Here is a 19,163-nt window from a genome sequence, read left to right as displayed (position 1 = left end):
GCAGCGCATGGTGCAGGACAGCAAAGGTTCGGTTTATGAGCTCACGAGTGAGTTGAGCAGTGGTGGGCAGGGCGTTGTTTACCGCACCCAGTACCCACAAGCTCTGATCAAGGGGTTTACCAATAAGGATGAGCAGGCGCGCCGTCGTTGGCGTGAGCACATCGAATGGCTGACCCGGCAGGATCTGGCCGATTTGAAGCTGGCTAGACCGCTTGTACTGCTGGCTGAGCCACGCTGCGGTTATGTGATGGAGCTGATGGACGGGCTGGTGCCTTTGCAGGGGCTGCTGGGCAGTTTTGCTAATGCTGAAGAAGAGGCACCTGAAGATTATCTGCGCCAGGGCGGGCTGCGTCGGCGTATTCGTATTCTGGGCCAGATGGCCAGAACACTGAATCAGTTGCACGGGCGCGGCATGCTCTACGGTGATCTGTCGCCGAACAATATCTTTGTCTCGGATGATTCTGCACATGCCGAGACCTGGTTGATTGACTGCGACAACATCAGCCTCGATAGCCACAGTGGCTTGACCCTGCACACCGTGGACTATGGCGCACCGGAAGTGGTGCGTGGTGAGGCGTTGTTGTCCAGCCTCACCGATTGCTGGAGCTTCGCCGTTATTGCCTATCAGTTGCTGACACACAACCACCCGTTCAAGGGTGAGATGGTCAGCGACGGTGAGCCTGAAGTCGAGGATGCCGCGCTGCGAGGTGAGCACCCCTGGATCAACGATAGCGAGGACGACAGTAACGCTTGCTTCGTTAATCTGCCGCTGCAGTTGCTGGAGCACAGCAAGCTACCCCAACTGTTTAGCCGTTGCTTTGAGGGGGGGCGAGCCAGCCCCTATGAGCGCCCGGCTATGGCCGAGTGGCTTGAGGCGCTGGTTGAAGTGGACGAGCGCATCTATTGCTGCCCTGGCTGCGGCAGTACCAGCCTGTTGCCAGTGGACTTGCGGGCAGCGGACGAAGCGGAGTGTTTTTTCTGTGAGGCGCCAGCTGACAGCCGTCTGGTTCTGTTTGAGGAGTTCATTGCCTTGCCTGCCGAGCAGGAAGGGGATGTGGAGACTCCTCAAGAGCTGGTAGCGACGGGGCGCAAGGTCTGGCTGCAGCCGGGAGGGCAGGTTGAGCTCAAGCGCTTGCTGCCGACGTTCAGCTATGACCGTTGGCCGGCTGACCATATCCGTATCGAGTACAGCGACAAGGGCCTGGGGATTTTCCCGCTGCCTGAGAGCCAGTTGCAGTTGCAGCGCGGGGAGAACATTAAACCGTTGCAGCGTTATCAGGGCCTCAAGGAGAGCCTGCGTGGCCAGGATGAGGAACCCTTCCTGATTCATGTAGGTGAGCCTGCGAAGTCAGGGCATAAGGACTCCGGGTTGCCCTCCAGCAAAGTCGTCTGGCAATTCCGGTGGTGATAGCAAATGGAATTTAAAGATTTCCCCATGCTGTCAGCCGATGTGCTGGCGCTTTCTACAGATGAGTCTGTGGATGCCTTGCAGGACGGGCAGGCTATTTTCCTGCAGCGCTATCAAGATGACTGGCTGGCGGTACAGGGAGATGTGCGCATCCGCGTCAATTGTGCCAAGGCCGATGCCGAAATATTTGGCCGTCTGGCCCTGCGTGATCAGACCCGCTGGTTGCTGACCGGTACGAAGAAAAACGAGCTGCTGGTGCAATACTGCGCACCGGTTGAAGTAACGGCAATGCAGCTTGAACTGGGTGTTGATGAGCTGCTTGCTGAGGATTTGCACGCCAAGCGCGAAATTGCCGGCAGCACTGTTGAACTGGCCTGTCGCTGGTTTGTCGAGCACTTTGTGGTGAAGGGTCTGGCCGAGGGGGACTGGCTGACGGTTGCTCGTTTCAGCAACACCGCTAGCAAGGGCGGTTTTCAGTTGCTGGGTAATGGCTGGCGTGCCGATGTCGAGCAGCGCCAGGATGGCAGTTTTCTGCTCAAGCGTGTTAACCGTCATACCCATCGTGATGGTGCATTCTCCATCCTGCTTGGCCAATTTGAATTTAAGGATGCCTCTGTTGCGGCTGCGCTCGGCAGCGCCAGTCAGCAGGCTCTGCTGAGTGCGGCGCTGCGTGACAACGCCAGCTATCTCGAACTCTGGAATCTTTACAACGATAAAGAGTGGCAAAGAGCTTTAGAGCAGGCAGAAAGTTTGGGTTCTCTGGCTTACGCCGAGTGCCACGGCTTTCAGGAGGGGCGTGGCAATGCCTGGCGTCTGATTCCCAAGTCGCAGGAGCAGTATCAGGCGTTCCGCGAGCGCTGGCGCGATCTGGAGCTGAGCAGCAATGATCAGTTTGATCTGGGCGATCAGCGCCCGGACTGGCTGGAAGAGCTTTCATCCGAGAAGGCTCAAAGGACTGCCAATGCTCCGCGGGGGACTATTCGCTTCGAGCCAGATTGCGTGATTTTCAAACAGGCGGCGGGTAAGACCAACATCCGACCGAAAGCGGGGGAGGGCTGGTTGTATCTGTCTCTTGCCGGCCAACGTTCGATGGGTAAGCGTCGCTTGGCAGCCAAGCAGTCGATTGACTCGGGCAAGCGGCTGCCGCAATTGAAATGGCTGCTGGAAGGGGTTGCGGTTCCTGCTGCGCGACGACGCCCGATCAGCGGGCTGACCCCATACGTGCTGGAGTCTTTCAAGGGTGGCAAGCCGACCGAGAAGCAGGCGCTGGCGCTGGATTGCGCGCTCAATACCCCTGATCTGGCAATCATCATCGGCCCTCCTGGTACCGGTAAAACCCAGGTTATTGCAGCATTGCAGCGTTGTCTGGGTGAGCGAGCGGAGAAGCAGAATATTGCGGCGCAGGTACTGGTCAGCAGTTTTCAGCATGATGCCGTCGACAATGCACTGGAGCGTAGCGATGTATTCGGCTTACCTGGCGCGCGGGTGGGCGGCAAGCACGGCGAGAGTGATCAGGCGGCTTTGATTGAGCCTTGGCTGGAACGCCAGGCGGCTCATTTGCACCGCAAGATTGCGCAGGAATACAGCCGCTTCCCTGAGCTTGAGCAGTTGCGGGCCATTTCCGCGAGGTTGGCCCTTGCCCGGGTAGCGAGTACCGGCCCTGCACAGCAGGCGGATGAGTTCCAGCGCCTTTTGCATGACTTGCGTGAACTGGAGCAAAGCGGCCTGGCATTGCCGCCCCGGCTTGAAAGTCAGTTCGAGGAGTATATCGATACGCTTGCCGGTCAAGCGCCGGCTACAGCTGCGGGAGGTCTGCCTCCCTCTCAGCTGCTCAGGCGTATCCGTGCTCTGCGTGTCGAGGTTGCTGCCTTTACCGATGATGGCGGCGAGCGTGCCTGGGATCTGCTGAGCTGGCTCAAGCGCCATGAAAAAGGTGTGGCCCCGGAGCTGCTGCGCCTGCTGGAAGAACTTGCCGACAGCTCGCACGTTGAGCCGGCGACCCTTCAGGCTCTGAAGATCTGGAAGGATCTGTTGCTTGATCAGCACTTGCCGGATTACCGGCCGGCTGCGCTGAAACGCCAGGTAGACCCTGATGGCCTAGCGCTGCTTGATGAGGTGGATCGCTATCTGGAAGACCGCATGGCCAAGCGCAAGCAGGGGGTTGCATGGGTCTTGGAGCAACTGGTCGATAGTCTGGAGTCCGATCGTTCCGCTGCGCGGGCTGTGGTCAATGAGTATTCGATGGTGGTCGGTGCAACCTGCCAGCAGGCTGCGGGCAAGCAGATGGAAATGTTGAAAGAGGTATCCACTAGCTCCAACTCGGATATCGAGTTCGATACGGTTGTCATCGACGAGGCAGCACGGGCCAATCCATTGGATCTGTTTATTCCGATGTCCATGGCCAAGCGGCGGATTGTTCTGGTGGGCGATGACCGCCAGCTCCCGCACATGCTTGAGCCGGATATCGAGGGGCAGTTGCAGGAGGAGCATGAACTGACCGAACTGCAACTGGCGGCTTTCCGATCCAGTCTTTTCGAGCGTATGCGGGTCAAGCTACAGGATTTGGAAAAGCAGGATTCGATTCGCCGTGTGGTGATGCTTGATACCCAGTTCCGCATGCATCCGGTCTTGGGCAACTTTGTCAGTAAGCACTTCTACGAATGTGAAAACCTGGGGGTTCTGCATTCCGGCAGGCCGGCAGATGCGTTTGTATTCAGCCAGGAGCTGCTTTCCAGGCTGGGGCCGCTGGCGGAGTCCTACCGCGGCCATGTTTGTCAGTGGATTGATGTGCCGGCGGTGCAGGGGCGTGATCAGCGCCGGGGAACTAGCCGGGTTCGAGAGATTGAGGCGCAGCGCATTGCTGACGAAGTGGTAAAGCTGATGCAGGCCGGCGGTGAGGCGTTGTCTGTTGGCATCATTACTTTCTACGCGGCACAGCGCGATCTGATCATGGAGAAGCTCGCTCAGCAGAAAATCGACGGTACTCCCTTGATGGTAAAGCGCGAGGGGGGCTACGAGCCGCATGAGCAGTTCAAGTTGACCCGCAAGGTGCAGGCAGATGGAAGCGTGGTTGCAGAGGAACGCTTGCGGGTTGGCTCGGTGGACGCCTTCCAGGGCAAGGAGTTCGATGTGGTGCTGCTGTCTTGCGTGCGCAGTTTCCAGCCCAATCGCTCGGTGCGAGCTGCTGCCAGCGAGGGGGGTGAGCGTGAGCTGCAACTGAACCGTCAGTTTGGTTTCCTGCGTTTGCCAAACCGCATGAACGTGGCCATGAGCCGGCAAAGGCAGATGCTGATTTGTGTCGGGGATGCTGCTTTGGCCAGTAACCCGGATGCACAAGAGGCTGTACCAGCTCTGGCTGCTTTTTATCAGCTGTGTGGGGGTGAGCATGGCTGCATTCGCTGAAACCGGTACTTATCTGCAGTTTGCTGAAAAGCCTCGCGGCGAGGCTAGGCCCTTGTTGTGGCCGGTGCTGGTTCATCGCGTGCTTTATCCCGAGGCAAAAGAGGCTCAGTTGAATCTGTTCCAGCGCGCTGTGCTGGGGTTGATCCGGGCACAGTTGACGCAAGCGGAGGCAATCGCTGAGTTGACCGGGCTGCATGTCAATCTGATCAAGCTGATACTGGCTCAAGGGGTGAGTAACGGCTGGCTGACTGATAGTGCCCGTGGGCTGACTGAAAAAGGCGAGCAACTGCTGGATGGTGAGTCTGTTGAGGATGACAACCTGAAGGCTGGTTATCTGTTCCAGGATGCTATCAGTGGTCAGTTCTGGCCACGCTTCGCTGAGCAGCTTGATTCGATCGAGCCCGAAGATCCGCTGCAACGCTATCCCGTATTCAAAGGGGAGCGGAAAAGCGGCAAGTCAATCCGGCCGTTTGTGATGGCGGCGGGCAAGTCATCACTGCCGACGTTGGATCATGAGGCTCTGGCGATAGCTTATCGCGACTATCGGGATGATTGCCGGGCAGCTCGGCAGCTCGATAGCGGCCAGTTCCCGCAATTCCTTAAGTTGTCTGGGGTGCAGCGGCTGGATGATACCGCCAAGCCTGCAAGGGTACTGCTCTGGGCCAAGCCTGATGACGAGGGGCTGGAGCTGTGGGCAGTCGACGATCCGTTTGCGCTGCGAGCCAACGCCTGGTGGTTACAGGATGCTTTGCGGGAGCAGACTGAGGGGGGTAGCAAGTACCTGCTCAACCATTTGCAGCCTTTGGTTTCTGTTCCGCGTGCGGATGATCAGACGGTTGAGCAGTGGCTGCAGGCCATGCGCCAGCAGGCGGATATGCAGGTGCTCACGGAATACCCCTGGGCGGCGCGGCAACCGGATATCAAGCGGCATTTGGCAGCCCTGCTACTGCGTATGAACAAGCTGGAACAAGGCGACCAGAGTGAGCAGGAACTGGATGCTGCAGTGATGGAGTGCCAGAAACTGCTTGAGGTCCTCATGCAGTGGTTGATTCACCAATATCCAGTTGAAGCAGGCCATCTGCCCAAACAGAAAAACCTTGGCCGAGGGCTAAATGCGCGCGTGCTATCCGCCTTGCAGTTGCCGGCGTTTACCGACGGGGTAATCAGCAAACTAGCCGGGCAAAACATCAATCAGATCATTTTGGCTTGCTCTCGGCCAGGCAGCTCCCTGAAGGCTTTGCTGTTTGCTGCAGCAATGGGAACGCTCAACCACTCCGGGCACCCGTTCAAGACGCTGTTAGCTCGCGAGCTGCAACTTGACAGGCTGTTGCTGCTTGCGGATTTGCGTAACCGCAGCAGCCATGCGCAGAGCCGCTTTACCGGACGAGAAGTCGCCCCCCTCACCTATGAGGAAACGCTGGATAACATCCAGTACGCGCTGGGCTTCACCGAATTTTTTAAGGAATGGATGTAATGGGCAAGAAAAGCTCGAACAAGTTTGGTCCACAGCAAATCCCTGCAGCGGCACCGTCTGCGGTCGGTATGGCCCGTGCTTCAGTGGAGCAGCAAGTGAATGTATGGAGCGCTTCTTTCGAGAACGCTTCCAAGGCCTATCAGTCTTTTGACATGACACTGGATATTTCTGTCGAGCGTGAGTGGTTGCGCGGCGTCTGCGAGCGTTTTGAGGGCGACAGTGATCTGGTTCGCTGGATTGAGCAATTCGCCACGCTCTGCAAGGAGTTGGTGCGCTTCAAGGAGCGTTTGCATGACGAATATGCCGAGAGGTGGGCTGCTGCCAGCAAACTAGCTGAAACTGCCGAGGCGGCGGCACTGGCGCAGGTAGCCGAACAGGAAGCGCTTGTGGCCGTCCGCTCCGGACTGGATGCAGAGAAAGCTGAGCTCAAGGCTGAGTGGGACAAGCTGCTTGAGGCTCAGCAGGAATTGGCGCTGAAGATGGCCGAAAATTTGGAGGCCGAGCGTTCCCTGAATATGCGAGAGGCCAATGCGCAAGCCGGCTTTGTTGCGGAAAACGAAGCGGCTTTACGTAAGCTGGAGGCGCAACAACGTCAGCAGGTGCGTCAGCATGAAGCGGATCTTCAGTCGTTGCGCGAAGACAAGCACCAGCTCGACGGTGAAATTTCCCAGGCAGCAAGGCGGCTGGCGGAGGTCAAGTTCAGTTGCACGGAGGCAGAGGCTGAACGTGTCAGGTTGCTTGATCAGCGTGAGCACGACATCAAGCAGAAAGTGGTCGAGTTAGATCGTGCGCGTAGCCGCCTGGATCGTGAGTGGGCGGATATCCAGGCAGAGGAAAAGGCCTTGCAGCAGCGTCTGGATGAGGAAATGGCATCCGAGCGGGCGAATCATCACCAGGTTGTTGCCAAGCTGGAAGAGCAGCGTGAGCGGGCCTGGAGCAAGGCGAATGAACTCAAGGAGCAGCTGCTCGATATTCAGGAGCTCAAGCAATCCCTGGGCGAAGTATCCGGAGCTGAGATCCTGCAGCAACTGGAAGCGCTGCGTCAGGAAAACCGTGAACTCAAGCGCAGCCTGGAGCAATCGGATACGGCGCAATTGCAGCGCGATAATGACTACCTGCGTGACAGCAAGGCTGATCTTGAAAGAGAAGTAGCTGAGCTACGCCCTGAGCGGGATGAGCTGCGTCGTGAGTTGAGCAACAAGCGTGTCGCGGCTACAGAGCTTGAGGCTGTGGCGCGTGAGAAACGTGTTCTGGAGCAACACAAGAATACCCTTACCGTTCACATTGATGATCTGGAAAGCCGCATCGAGCAGCTGACCAGTGCGCAGAAGACCCAGACGCCATTCCCTGCCATGTCGCTGATGGATAGTGAGCGTGATTACCGGGCGCGTATGGAACTGGATGAAGTGCCTGATCTAGAGACATTTGCCACCCAGTTACAGCATCGGATTGCTAAAGCTGAAAAGCATGTAGAACTGTTCTATCCGATCGAGGATATCCGCGTGCTGCTGGGTGGTTTGGCCATGAGCCAGCTGCATGTCTTCCAGGGTATCAGTGGTACCGGTAAAACAAGTCTTGCCAAGGCTTTTGCCAAAGCAATGGGGGGCTTCTGCACAGACATCTCAGTGCAGGCCGGTTGGCGTGATCGGGATGATCTTCTTGGTCATTACAACGCCTTTGAGCGACGGTTCTACGAGAAGGACTGCTTGCAGGCGCTATACAAAGCGCAGACCCCGCGTTGGGAAGACACCTGCAACATCATCCTGCTGGACGAGATGAACCTGTCGCGCCCTGAGCAATACTTTGCCGAGTTCCTCTCTGCCCTGGAGAAGAACAACCCCGATGAGCGCTTGATCAGCCTCTCGGAAACGTCGTTGCCCAATGCACCTGCGATGCTGGCCGAGGGACGCAAGATCAGGGTGCCAGCCAATGTCTGGTTTATTGGTACCGCGAACCATGATGAAACCACCAATGAGCTGGCGGACAAGACCTATGATCGTGCTCATGTAATGACTCTGCCCAAGCAGGATAAGCGCTTCACGATCAAGTCGTTTGAGCCGGCCAACTACTCTTATCGCTCCTTGCGCAAGGCATTTGGCAAGGCACGTGCTGAGCGCAAGGAGGAGGTCGTCAAGCTGCTGAAGGACTTGACCGGCGATGCCTTCACCGAACAGTTGGGCAGCCAGTTTGAGCTGGGCTGGGGGAACCGCTTTGAAAAACAGGCGCTGGATTTCATCCCTGTCATGCTGGCCTGCGGGGCCTCTTCGGGGGAGGCGCTCGATCACTTGCTGGCCACGAGAATCATGCGTCCTGGCAAAGTGACCGGCCGCTACAACGTTTCTGCCGAGACGCTGCGTAATCTGAAGGGCGCTCTGGAGGAGTTCTGGATCAGCGCTGATCTGGCGGGTGATCCGCGCAAGTCTATGGAGCTGTTGGAGGCTGATATTCGTCGCCTGGATGGGCGTAGCTGATGTGGATTGATCGTTTTACTGGTGAGCAGTGCCGGCACTTGCCCGCCCTCATTCCGCCCGGTCGCTATCAGTCTGTGGGTGACGGGCCTGCGTTCAATGGACATACACCGGTATTTACGGGTGTGCTGGTGAGTGATGGGGACCAGCGCTGCCAGTTGGGTGATGAGGCTTGCACTTTTACGCCGTCGCAAAAAAGTCTGGCGGCGGCAACGGAATTGCTGAGCAAGGTCATTACGACTATTGATGCCGAGGCGCTGCAGGCGCCTTTGATGTCCCCCCTGATGCCCGCTTCCATCATTGATGCCAAGAGCCATCTGCAGCCCTTTGAGGAGCAGCTTCTGGATGTGGTGAAGCAAGGGCATCTGCATCACATCTCGCAGCGTCCGCGCCTTGATCTGCATTATGAGGATGAGGTGGCTGATATCGGGCGCGCACGCCGTTTGGCAAAAGGGGCTTTGGTGCATCTGGCCTCGCACTCGGAGTGCTGGCAGCGGCAGACCTTGAGTGGCGTGATCCCCAAGAAGGTACTGGCCCGCTTCAGCGAAGATGACTATGGCATCTATGAGAATCGTGTCTTTGCGCGCTTGCTGGATAAGATTGAACGCTATTTGCACGGACGCCTGGCGGAGTTGCGTGGCTTGCAGGCGACGCTGAATCAGGCGCTGCGCTTCTATGAGGCGGAGAATGTCGATTACCGTCTGCGTGAAGAAATTTGTCGCTTGTGGGGGATGACATTCAGCGCAGAGGAAACCAGTAACGCATCAACGTTGCTTGGTAAAACGCTTAATCAACTTGAGGGCTTGTACCAGACGATTACGGGTCTGCAGCAAAGTGGTCTGTATTTGTTGGTCAGTCGGCAGGCGCAAGTGACAGGTGCGCTGCATATGACCAACATACTTGGCCACGACCAGCATTATCGGCATCTGGCTATCTTGTGGGATCAGTTGGCGAAGGTGGCGCAGGCCAAGCGTGCCACGCCAGCAGAGCGCTTCAGGCAGAACCAGTCTCTTGCTTCTGTCTATTCTCGTTACGCCGGTCTGGTTATGAGGAGGGCACTGCTGCCTTATCTGAATGGCCAGGACGAAGGTGTCTGGGCCGGAAGGCACATACTTCTTCGGCAACGTGGGCTGGAGTGGCAATTGCTTTGCAGTTCTCCTGGCCTTTCAGCGCCAGAGGAGGTATTGCTTACCATTGTGCCTTGGTTGAGTGATGCGCCTGCTCCTGAGGTGACCCCACAGAGCAAGGAGCGGTTTATCGCCTGGCCGGCAATGGGGCAGGAGATTGATGCGGCTTATTGCCCGGAGCAGTGGATACCGCTGTCTCCCACGGACATGTATTGCACGGAGCGCTTTGGCTTGCTGGTTGACCAGGTGCTTTGCCGAATGGCTCTGATTACGTATGCGCAGCCGTTGCAAAAAATCCCGCAAAAAGTGCTGGAACAGGCAAAGCAGGTTGCGGGGGTTCAGGTTAATTCAGAGCAAAATGAACTGATTGTTACTGAGGCCTTGGCCGGGGAGGCAGTGACGGCGCTCAAGGAGGCATTGGTTGCCTCTAACTCCACTGCGCAAGCGTCAGCCCTGGAAGGTCACAACCAGGCGATTCTTGCTTTGGAAAAGTGCCCGGTGTGCTCTGGCAGGGCTCCGCTGGTTTTCCAAAGCCCTTTAGGGTTCAAAGCCAACTGTTTGGATAAAAAGTGCGCAACGCGCTATCTGCGCTTGGAGCAGACCGGGCGTGTTTTTGAACAGTCAATACCGGAGTCCACTGGGTTTACGGTGGTTGGACGAAGGGCATTTACGATTAGGCAGATGGCTGGCGCCTGAGATGATACCCGGCCGCTAACGCTAACGTTCATTTGCGACAGGGTGTGCAGTTGTTCGTCGGTTTGTCAGGCGCTGTGGCGCCTCGATACGGCCGACCACTCGTTCTCGACCAAAAACAGCAGGCTGTTTGGGGTGGCGAACTTTTGACAAGTCAGCGTCCTGTGCAGGTCTGATATGCAATTTGTGACCAGCCCCAGATCGACGGTTCCCATAGACGCTGATGGATTCAATGGATTGGTGCCCCATCATGTAGGCGAGAGCTTCATCGCTTTCACCTGACGCTTTCAGGTTCGAACCAATCTGGTGCCTGAAGCTTTTCAGGGTCGGCTGCTGTTTGCGCCGTGGCCACAGAGCACGGCACTCCTTGCGCAGGCGATCCCGAATAGCTGTATTAGTGCGAGGGCAGATACGCATCCATTTCGCGGCGCCAGCCACAACCTGGAGCACGGCAGGGTCGTCAATGACCAGTGTTCTGTCGGCGCCCCTATCCTGCGGAGCATTTTTTTTGCCGCCAATGATATGAACGTGATTGCCTGTCACCGTGATCGAGCGCATCTCACAGGGGCGTACCCCCAAGTAATAGGCAAGTACGAGCGACCAGGCCTCGTCCATGAATTCACGCGCTAACAGATGCTCCTGAAGCTCTCTGTAGTCTTCTTCAGTGATCGAGCGGATTTGCTTGAGTTTGGGTTTCTTGGGAAGTGTTGAACCTTGCGCTGTCACTGGGTTGACAAGCTGCTTGATGGCTTTGGCCGCTTGGTGTGAATCGCCCCTAGTTTCGTAAACACCTCCAAGCCTCATAATGAGGCCTATCAGGAGGTGCCATGAGCAACCAGCGTTACCCCGAAGAATTCAAGATCGAAGCGGTCAAGCACATCACTGAGCGCGGCTTGCGTGTTGCCGATGTGGCAGAGCGTCTAGGTGTGTCCGCGCATAGCCTGTACGCCTGGGTAAAGCGCTACAGCAAGCCCCAAGTACAGCGGCAGCAGGTAGATGATCAGCAAGCCGAACTGCGTCGTTTGCGCGCTGAACTCAAGCGAGTGACCGAAGAGCGAGACATCCTAAAAAAGGCCGCCGCGTACTTTGCCAAGGAGTCCGGCTGAAGTACGCCGTTATCAGCAAGCTGTCGGTGGAGTACCCGGTGCGGCGCCTCTGCCAGACCCTCCAGGTACATCCCAGCGGTTACTACGCCTGGCTGGCCGAGCCGAAATCTGCACGCGCCAAGGAGGATCAGCGTCTGCTCGGATTGATCAAGCATGCCTGGTTGGAAAGCGGCGAGGTCTACGGCTACCGCAAGATCCACGACGACCTGCGTGAGCTGGGCGAGTCTTGTGGCCGGCACCGCGTGGCTCGCCTGATGCGGGGAGAGGGACTGCGCTCGCAGACCGGTTATCGTCGGCGCCCCGGGTACTATGGTGGCAAGCCGACTGTGGCCTCGCCCAACCGTCTGGAGCGGAAGTTCAACGTCAGTGAACCGAACAAGGTCTGGGTCACCGACATCACTTACATCCGCACCTATGAGGGTTGGTTGTACTTGGTGGTGGTACTGGATCTGTTTTCGCGCCAAGTGATTGGCTGGTCGATGAAGCCACCCGCGCCTTCTTCCACTCGGCGTAGACGTAGGGTTGCACCGGCAAGGGGCGCAGCGCCAGACGATCCAGAGCCTCGAAGGCCGAGTGCCGGGAGCCCGGCAGCTTGCGAAACGGGCGGCGATTGAGCCGCTCCAGCAACACGGAGATGGCGCTGTTGAGTTCATCCAAGGAGAAGAACTGACGGTTGCGCAGGGCCGCGAGGATCCAGCGCTCGACCACCTGCACGCCGACTTCGGCCTTGGCCTTGTCGCGCGGCTTACGCGCCCGCGCCGGCACCACCGCCACTCCGTAGTGCTCGGCAAGGTCGCGGTAGCTGGGGTTGATGTCCGGCTCGTAACGATGGGCCTTGCTTACCGCGCTGCGCAGGTTGTCCGGCACCACGATCTCCGGCACGCCGCCGAGGAAGGCGAAGCAACGGGTATGCGAGCCTAGCCAGTCCGGCAGCTGCTGCGACCAGGTGGCTTCGGCGAAGGTGTAGCTGGACGCGCCAAGCACCGCGACGAACACCTGCGCCCGGCGGATCTCGCCGCTGTGGCGGTCGATAACCGGCACCGTCTGCCCGGCGTAGTCGACGAACAACTTCTCGCCGACGCGATGCTCCTGGCGCATCACCACGTCCAGCTTGCCCTGCCAGGCCCGGTAGTGCTCGCAGAACCAGCTGTACTGAAAACCCTGCGGCTGGTTCAGGCGGTACTCCTGCCAGAGCAGCGCCAGGGTCACGCCGGGGCGACGCAGCTCGGCATGCACCCAAGACCAATCAGGCAGCGGTCGTTGTTCGGAGGGTACCGCCGGCGGTGGCGGGAACAGCTGCTGCTCCAGTTCGGAATCGGACAACGAACAGGGCCAGGCTAGACCGCTGGCGGCAAAGCGGTTGAGGTAATCGCCGACGGTGACACGACCGACCTGCACACTGACTGCAATCTGGCGAGCCGATAGCCCGACCTCGAACTTGAGACGAAGTACTTCGCGAATCTTACGCATGGATAAACGCTCCACGACGACCTCTCTGCTTCGAAAAAGAGGTCGATGGTAGTGAAGAAATCCTGCGTTACTGCCTGCCCGGTTGAGTGGCCGGATGGCCGTGGAATCAGTGGCCGGATCACCGTGGAATCGGTGGTCAGATGCTTATGGAATGGGTGGCCAGATGACCGTGGAATCCGCACTATACCTAGTGAGAGGCTATGAACCAGCTGTTCCTTTGGACTTCGATTCTGCGGCCCGACGGAGCGTCCCGAATGAGTTGTCTCAAACCGGGAAGCGAATCTTGCGTTGTTTTCGGTAGCTGCTGCTCAGTTTTGAAGTCAGCGCGACTTCTAGCTCTTTCGCCGCCATATTCCCGGCCGCCTTTCCGCTCTGGTTCTACCCGATCACTCTCCTGCTGACTAGAGTGCTACTCCTAGGTTGGCAAATCGGGCTCGTTTGGATTTTCGGCACGTTGGCCTTTCGTGATGGCTACCTGCGTATCGGGCTATGAACGGTTGGGCCGGTGGGGCACTGGTGGCATTTGGGTTCCAGAAGATCTTCGCGCGCTGAGACGCCTGAGCAGTTCAAGGTCGTCGTGTAATCCTGACGCGTAACCTGCAGGCGACGTTGCGCAATCGAGAGCGAACCCAGTTCGCTCTCGAGATCGCCGCCGAAACGGGGTTAGAGCACCGACCAATCCTTGATGATCGGCGCGTGATAGGCATCTACGGCGTAGCGTCTGCTCGCCAGTGGACGTTACGCCGTGCTCGATGACGGTAAGGGATTCAGCCTAATGCCGTGAACCCCATCATCGAGCAACGACTCGGGCAGCAAATTGCAGTGACCCATGCGCCATGGCAGAGTGTTCTGGGAGATTAGTCGGTCGCAAGGCTGAGATGTAGAGTCGAAGCATACTGGTGAAAACCAAGTGAACCTCGTAGCCCTCTAGATTGTCTCGAGTTTGTCCAAGTTATCGCGATGCAGATGGCCGGGCTCGAACATGTTGGCATCTCTCCTTCAGCGATAGGCGATGGCGCTGTAATCCAGGCTGATCCGGGTACCGGATTTGCCCTGGACGATGGCCTCGATATTTTCCAGCGAGCCGATCACCGCCGTGCTGCCAGTGTTGCGGGCGAACTCGCAGGCGGCTTGCACCTTCGGCCCCATGGAGCCGGCGGCAAAGCCGAGTTTGTCCAGCTCGTCGGGGTGAGCTTCGGCGATGGATTTCTGCGTCGGCTTGCCCCAGTCGATATAGGTGGCGTCGACGTCGGTGGCGATTACCAGCAGGTCGGCGTTGAGCTGTTCGGCGAGCAGTGACGAGCACAGATCCTTGTCGATCACCGCCTCCACGCCATGCAATTTGTTGCCGTCGTACATGGTGGGAATACCGCCGCCACCGGCGCAGATCACCACGCTGCCTTTTTCCAGCAGCCATTTGATCGGGCGAATTTCGAAGATGCGTTGTGGCCGTGGGCTGGCCACGACGCGGCGGAACTTGTCACCGTCCGGGGCGATGCTCCAGCCTTTCTCGGCGGCCAGGCGTTCGGCTTCTTCCTTGGCGTAGACCGGGCCTATAGGTTTGGTTGGTTTCTTGAACGCTGGATCGGCGCTGTCCACTTCGACCTGGGTGAGGATGGTGGCGAAGGGCACCTCGAACGGCAGCAGGTTGCCCAGCTCCTGCTCGATCATGTAGCCGATCATGCCTTCAGTTTCGGCGCCGAGTACATCCAGCGGGTAAGGATTGGCGGCGTCGAAGGCATTGCCCTGCAGGGCCAGCAGGCCGACTTGTGGGCCGTTGCCGTGAGCGATCACCAGCTCGTTTCCGCCTGCAACCTTGGCTATCTGCTCACAGGCGATACGTACATTTTCACGCTGGTTTTCCGCGGTCATGGCTTCGCCGCGACGAAGCAGGGCGTTGCCGCCCAGGGCGATGACGAGTCGCATGATGGTTGCTCCTTGTTCTCGTTCGTAGCCCGGATGCAATCCGGGGATGGCGAGGGGGCGATTGCCCCGGATTGCATCCGGGCTACGGTTTAGATGTCGGCCAGGGTCGCGACCAGAATCGCCTTGATGGTGTGCATGCGGTTTTCCGCCTGCTCGAAGGCGATGTTCCATGGCGACTCGAAGACGTCCTCGGTCACTTCGATGCCGTTCTTCAGGTGCGGATACTGTTCGGCGATCTGCTTGCCGACCTTGGTTTCGCTGTTGTGGAAGGCCGGCAGGCAGTGCATGAACTTCACCCGCGGGTTGCCGGCGGCCTTCATGATTTCGGCGTTGACTTGGTACGGCAGCAGTTCCTGGATGCGTTCACCCCAGGCTTCCACCGGCTCGCCCATCGACACCCAGACGTCGGTGTGGACGAAGTCGACGCCCTTGACCGCTTCCTTCGGGTCTTCAGTGAGCAGCAGGCGGGCGCCGCTTTCCTCGGCGAATTTCTTGCAGGCGGCGACATGTTCGGCGCTCGGCCACAGCGCCTTGGGCGCGGCGATGCGCACGTCCATGCCGAGCTTGGCGCCGATCAGCAGCAGCGAGTTGCCCATGTTGTTGCGCGCATCGCCGAGGTAGGCGTAGGCGATGTCGTGCAGCGGCTTGTCGCTGTGCTCGCGCATGGTCAGCACGTCGGCGAGCATCTGCGTGGGGTGGTACTCGTCGGTCAGACCGTTGAACACCGGCACGCCGGCGTAGGTGGCCAGTTCCTCGACAATCTCCTGCTTGAAGCCGCGATACTCGATGGCGTCGTACATGCGTCCGAGCACGCGAGCGGTGTCCTTCATCGACTCCTTGTGACCGATCTGCGAGGAGCCGGGGTCGATGTAGGTGACGTTGGCGCCCTGGTCGTAGGCGGCCACCTCGAAGGCGCAGCGGGTGCGGGTCGAGGTCTTCTCGAAGATCAGCGCGATGTTCTTGCGGCTCAGGTGCTGCTGCTCGGTGCCGGTGTACTTGGCGCGCTTGAGGTCGCGCGACAGGTCGAGCAGGTAACGCAGCTCACGGGTGCTGTGGTGCATCAGGCTGAGCAGGTTGCGGTTGTGCATGTTGAAAGCCATGAGATTTCGCTCCGTTGGCAAGGGCAACTGTAGGGCGGACATGCTGCAGGCTTGTCCGCCTTCTTGCTGGCAAAGGTGGACAAGGCTGCGCCATGTCCACCCTACGAATATGTGTCCGTCAGTAATCGATTGGGTCGCGGATGATCGGACAGGTCATGCAGTGGCCGCCGCCACGGCCGCGTCCCAGTTCGCTGGCGCTGATGGTGATGACCTCGACGCCGGCCTTGCGCAGCAGGGTGTTGGTGTAGGTGTTGCGGTCGTAGCCGATGACCACGCCGGGTTCCAGGCAGACCACGTTGTTGCCGTCGTCCCACTGCTCGCGTTCGGCCTCGTAGGCGTCGCCGCCGGTTTCCACCACGCGCAGTTTCTTCAGGTTGAGCGACTCGGCGACCACGTCGAGGAAGCTGCGCTCGTCGCGGCGCAGGTCGATACCGCCAGGCTTGCTTTCATCCGGGCGCAGCACGAAGGGCACGATGGAGTTGGCCACTTCCGGGAAGATGGTCACTAGGTCGCGGTCGCAGAAGCTGAACACGGTGTCCAGGTGCATGGCCGAGCGCGATTTGCCCAGGCCGGCGACTATCACCTTGTCGGCGGCGCCTTTGGCGAACAGGGTACGCGCCACCTGGCCGATGGCCTGGTGCGAGCTGCGCTCACCCATGCCGATCAGCACGGTACCGTTGCCGATTGGCATCACGTCGCCGCCTTCGAGGGTGGCCGAGCCGTGATCCTGATCCGGGTCGCCATACCAGACCTCGAACTCTTCATTGATGAAGTCCGGGTGGAATTTGTAGATGGCACTGGCGAGCAGGGTTTCCTGGCGGCGCGCCGGCCAGTACATCGGGTTGAGGGTTACGCCGCCGTAGATCCAGCAGGTGGTGTCGCGGGTGAACTGGGTGTTGGGCAGCGGCGGGAAGATGAAGCTGGACTCGCCCAGATAGGCGTTGAACATCTTCGCTGCTTCCGAATCTTTGTATTTCTGCAGGTCTGCGCCGGACACGCCGCCGATCAGGAATTCGGCGATGCGCCGTGGCTCCAGGCTTTCGATAAACGAACGAACTTCGTTCTGCAGACCGAGGCCGACGCTGTTGGGGGTGATCTTGCGCTCGAGAATCCACTGCAGCGCTTGCGGGTTGCGCACGGTCTCTTCGAGCAGGTTGTGCATCTCCACGACCTCTATACCGCGTTCACGCATCTTGGTCATGAAATCGAAATGGTCGCGCTTGGCCTGCGATACCCAGATCACGTCGTCGAACAGCAGTTCGTCGCAGTTGGCGGGGGTCAGGCGCAGGTGCGCAAGGCCGGGCGAGCAGACCATCACCTTGTGCAGCTTGCCGGCTTCGGAATGAACGCCTAGGGCTTTCTTGGACATGTCAAACTCCTTCTCGTGGAACGTGGCCCCGGAAGGTCCGGGGCGGCACTTTTACAAACTCAGGAAACCGTCATACAGGCCGAATGCGGCAATGCCGGCGCCGATCAGTACGGCGATGAAGATCAGCTTCTCGACGCCCGTGAACACCGGTTGGCCCAGCTCGCGCTTGGCCTTGGCGAACAGGATTGCGCCAGGGGCATAGAGCAGCGCGGAGAGCAGCAGGTACTGCACGCCGGCGGCGTACACCAGCCACACCGCATACAGCGTGGAGATCAGCGCGATCAGCAGATCCTTGTTGCGTTCGCCGGCGGCGTTTTCGTAGGTCTCGCCGCGCAAGGCCAGCAGCACGGCGTAGGCACTCGACCAGAAGTACGGCACCAGAATCATCGAGGTGGCCAGATACAGCAGGCTGAGGTAGGTGGACTCGCTGAACAGGGTGATGATCAGAAACAGCTGGATCAGCCCGTTGGACAGCCACAGCGCGTTAGCCGGGACCTGGTTGGCGTTCTCCTTGCGCAGGAACTCCGGCATGGTGTGGTCACTGGCGCTGGCGAAGAGAATCTCGGCGCACAGTAGTGTCCACGACAGCAGCGCCCCGGCCAGCGAGATGATCAGGCCGATGGAGATCAGTTGCGCCCCCCAGGGGCCGACTACCTGTTCCAGCACGGCAGCCATCGACGGGTTTTTCAGTCCGGCCAGTTCGGCCTGGGCGAGGATGCCCTGACTGAGGATGTTGACCAGCACTAATAGCAGGAGCACGCCGATGAAGCCGATGACGGTGGCCTTGCCGACATCGCTGCGTTTCTCGGCGCGGGCGGAGAAGATGCTCGCACCCTCGATACCGATGAACACCCAGACGGTGACCAGCATCATGTTGCGCACCTGATCCATCACGCTGCCGAGCTCGGTGTTGCCGCTGCCCCAGAAGTCCGAGGTGAACACGTCCATCTTGAAGGCGACGGCGGCGATGACGATGAACAGCGCCAGCGGCAGCATCTTGGCGATGGTGGTGATGGTATTAATGAAGGCCGCTTCCCTGATCCCGCGCAGCACCAGAAAGTGCAGCAGCCAGAGCACGATAGAGGCGCAGATGATCGCCGGCAGGGTGTTGCCCTCGCCGAATACCGGAAAGAAGTAGCCGAGGGTGGAGAACAGCAACACCATGTAGCTGACGTTGCCGATCCAGGCGCTGATCCAGTAACCCCAAGCCGAGGAGAAACCCATGTAGTCGCCGAAGCCGGCCTTAGCGTAGGCATACACCCCGCCATTGAGGTCGGGTTTGCGGTTGGCCAGGGTCTGGAAGACGAAAGCCAGGGTGAGCATGCCGACACCGGTGATCAGCCAGCCAATAAGGGTGGCGCCGGCACTGGCACTGGCGGCGATATTCTGCGGCAGGGAGAAGATCCCGCCGCCAACCATTGAACCAACAACCAGAGCGATCAACGCGCCGAGGCGCAGTTTTTGAGTCGAGTCAGACATAGCGAGACCTCCTTGGTCTAGTAATAACTACCGGGCAGACTCTTTCGGAGTTTTCCTAATGTTTAACAAGTTCAATGCAGTCGTGATAAATGGGGTTAGAAAGTTTGAAGGTGGTATCACGAAACCGCTGTCATTGCTGAA

General features: G+C 58.8%; 10 protein-coding genes and 3 pseudogenes. 7 read left to right on the top strand and 6 right to left on the bottom strand.

The features are described from left to right. Window positions 1-7: 7 nt before the first annotated feature. The 5 genes from BLT86_RS17410 to BLT86_RS17390 are packed head-to-tail and all read left to right on the top strand — an operon-like array spanning window position 8 to window position 10,575. The gene (locus BLT86_RS17410) at window positions 8-1,408 is read left to right on the top strand and encodes a protein kinase domain-containing protein (protein WP_230585269.1); all 1,401 of its coding nucleotides are present in this window, start codon (window positions 8-10) and stop codon (window positions 1,406-1,408) included. A gap of 6 nt (window positions 1,409-1,414) precedes the next feature. Further along, a complete protein-coding gene (locus BLT86_RS17405) occupies window positions 1,415-4,810 on the top strand; it encodes a DEAD/DEAH box helicase (RefSeq protein ID WP_038664480.1) in 3,396 nt (1,131 codons plus the stop codon). Continuing rightward, window positions 4,794-6,284: a hypothetical protein gene (locus tag BLT86_RS17400; RefSeq protein ID WP_038666039.1), complete on the top strand. Its 1,491-nt coding sequence runs from the start codon at window positions 4,794-4,796 to the stop codon at window positions 6,282-6,284. Before BLT86_RS17405 ends, BLT86_RS17400 begins: the two co-directional genes overlap by 17 nt. Beyond that, window positions 6,284-8,755 carry an AAA family ATPase gene (locus BLT86_RS17395; RefSeq protein ID WP_038664477.1) on the top strand — a complete coding sequence of 824 codons (2,472 nt, stop codon included), beginning with the start codon at window positions 6,284-6,286 and terminating at the stop codon, window positions 8,753-8,755. Before BLT86_RS17400 ends, BLT86_RS17395 begins: the two co-directional genes overlap by 1 nt. After that, entirely contained in the window at window positions 8,755-10,575 is a 1,821-nt protein-coding gene (locus BLT86_RS17390; RefSeq protein WP_230585268.1) for a hypothetical protein, read from the top strand. Before BLT86_RS17395 ends, BLT86_RS17390 begins: the two co-directional genes overlap by 1 nt. Window positions 10,576-10,596: 21 nt before the next feature. Here the strand turns inward: BLT86_RS17390 and BLT86_RS25830 are convergent, their stop codons facing one another. Beyond that, window positions 10,597-11,376: a site-specific integrase gene (locus tag BLT86_RS25830; RefSeq protein ID WP_051605121.1), complete on the bottom strand. Its 780-nt coding sequence runs from the start codon at window positions 11,374-11,376 to the stop codon at window positions 10,597-10,599. A gap of 23 nt (window positions 11,377-11,399) precedes the next feature. Between BLT86_RS25830 and BLT86_RS17385 the strand changes: the two are divergent. Further along, window positions 11,400-12,166: pseudogene (locus BLT86_RS17385) on the top strand (IS3 family transposase); the annotation flags it as partial. On the opposite strand, the pseudogene istA reads toward BLT86_RS17385, so the two are convergent. Next, a pseudogene (istA, locus tag BLT86_RS17380) lies at window positions 12,165-13,148 on the bottom strand (IS21 family transposase); the annotation flags it as partial. The pseudogenes BLT86_RS17385 and istA sit on opposite strands and share 2 nt — an antisense overlap. Before the next feature lie 567 nt (window positions 13,149-13,715). Between istA and BLT86_RS26145 the strand changes: the two are divergent. Then, window positions 13,716-14,025, top strand: a pseudogene (locus BLT86_RS26145) (DUF3363 domain-containing protein); the annotation flags it as partial. A 122-nt stretch (window positions 14,026-14,147) separates the two neighbouring features. On the opposite strand, the gene arcC reads toward BLT86_RS26145, so the two are convergent. From arcC to arcD, 4 genes are all read right to left on the bottom strand, one after another. Further along, on the bottom strand, window positions 14,148-15,074 hold the full coding sequence (gene arcC / locus BLT86_RS17370; RefSeq protein WP_038664471.1) for a carbamate kinase: 927 nt from the start codon (window positions 15,072-15,074) through the stop codon (window positions 14,148-14,150). Between the two features lie 89 nt (window positions 15,075-15,163). Further along, window positions 15,164-16,174 carry an ornithine carbamoyltransferase gene (locus BLT86_RS17365; protein ID WP_038664468.1) on the bottom strand — a complete coding sequence of 337 codons (1,011 nt, stop codon included), beginning with the start codon at window positions 16,172-16,174 and terminating at the stop codon, window positions 15,164-15,166. 118 nt (window positions 16,175-16,292) lie between these two features. Continuing rightward, window positions 16,293-17,543, bottom strand: a complete 1,251-nt coding sequence (gene arcA, locus BLT86_RS17360; protein WP_038664465.1) for an arginine deiminase — start codon at window positions 17,541-17,543, stop codon at window positions 16,293-16,295. Window positions 17,544-17,594: 51 nt separating this feature from the next. After that, complete coding sequence (arcD, locus tag BLT86_RS17355; protein ID WP_011911900.1) at window positions 17,595-19,022, bottom strand: arginine-ornithine antiporter; 1,428 nt, start codon at window positions 19,020-19,022, stop codon at window positions 17,595-17,597. Between the last annotated feature and the right edge of the window lie 141 nt (window positions 19,023-19,163).

This window comes from Pseudomonas sihuiensis, assembly GCF_900106015.1.
In the GTDB taxonomy this organism is placed as follows: domain Bacteria; phylum Pseudomonadota; class Gammaproteobacteria; order Pseudomonadales; family Pseudomonadaceae; genus Aquipseudomonas; species Aquipseudomonas sihuiensis.
The sequence above is the reverse complement of the archived record's forward strand: the minus strand, read 5'-3'. Positions and strand labels throughout refer to the sequence as shown.

Bases quoted from the DNA above. Each gene is read 5' to 3' on its own strand.
- arcA (WP_038664465.1), bottom strand. From the start codon at position 17,543: ATGTCCAAGAAAGCCCTAGGCGTTCATTCCGAAGCCGGCAAGCTGCAC.
- BLT86_RS17410 (WP_230585269.1), top strand. From the start codon at position 8: ATGGTGCAGGACAGCAAAGGTTCGGTTTATGAGCTCACGAGTGAGTTG.
- arcC (WP_038664471.1), bottom strand. From the start codon at position 15,074: ATGCGACTCGTCATCGCCCTGGGCGGCAACGCCCTGCTTCGTCGCGGC.
- BLT86_RS17390 (WP_230585268.1), top strand. From the start codon at position 8,755: ATGTGGATTGATCGTTTTACTGGTGAGCAGTGCCGGCACTTGCCCGCC.
- BLT86_RS17365 (WP_038664468.1), bottom strand. From the start codon at position 16,174: ATGGCTTTCAACATGCACAACCGCAACCTGCTCAGCCTGATGCACCAC.
- BLT86_RS17395 (WP_038664477.1), top strand. From the start codon at position 6,284: ATGGGCAAGAAAAGCTCGAACAAGTTTGGTCCACAGCAAATCCCTGCA.
- BLT86_RS17400 (WP_038666039.1), top strand. From the start codon at position 4,794: ATGGCTGCATTCGCTGAAACCGGTACTTATCTGCAGTTTGCTGAAAAG.
- BLT86_RS17405 (WP_038664480.1), top strand. From the start codon at position 1,415: ATGGAATTTAAAGATTTCCCCATGCTGTCAGCCGATGTGCTGGCGCTT.
- arcD (WP_011911900.1), bottom strand. From the start codon at position 19,022: ATGTCTGACTCGACTCAAAAACTGCGCCTCGGCGCGTTGATCGCTCTG.
- BLT86_RS25830 (WP_051605121.1), bottom strand. From the start codon at position 11,376: ATGAGGCTTGGAGGTGTTTACGAAACTAGGGGCGATTCACACCAAGCG.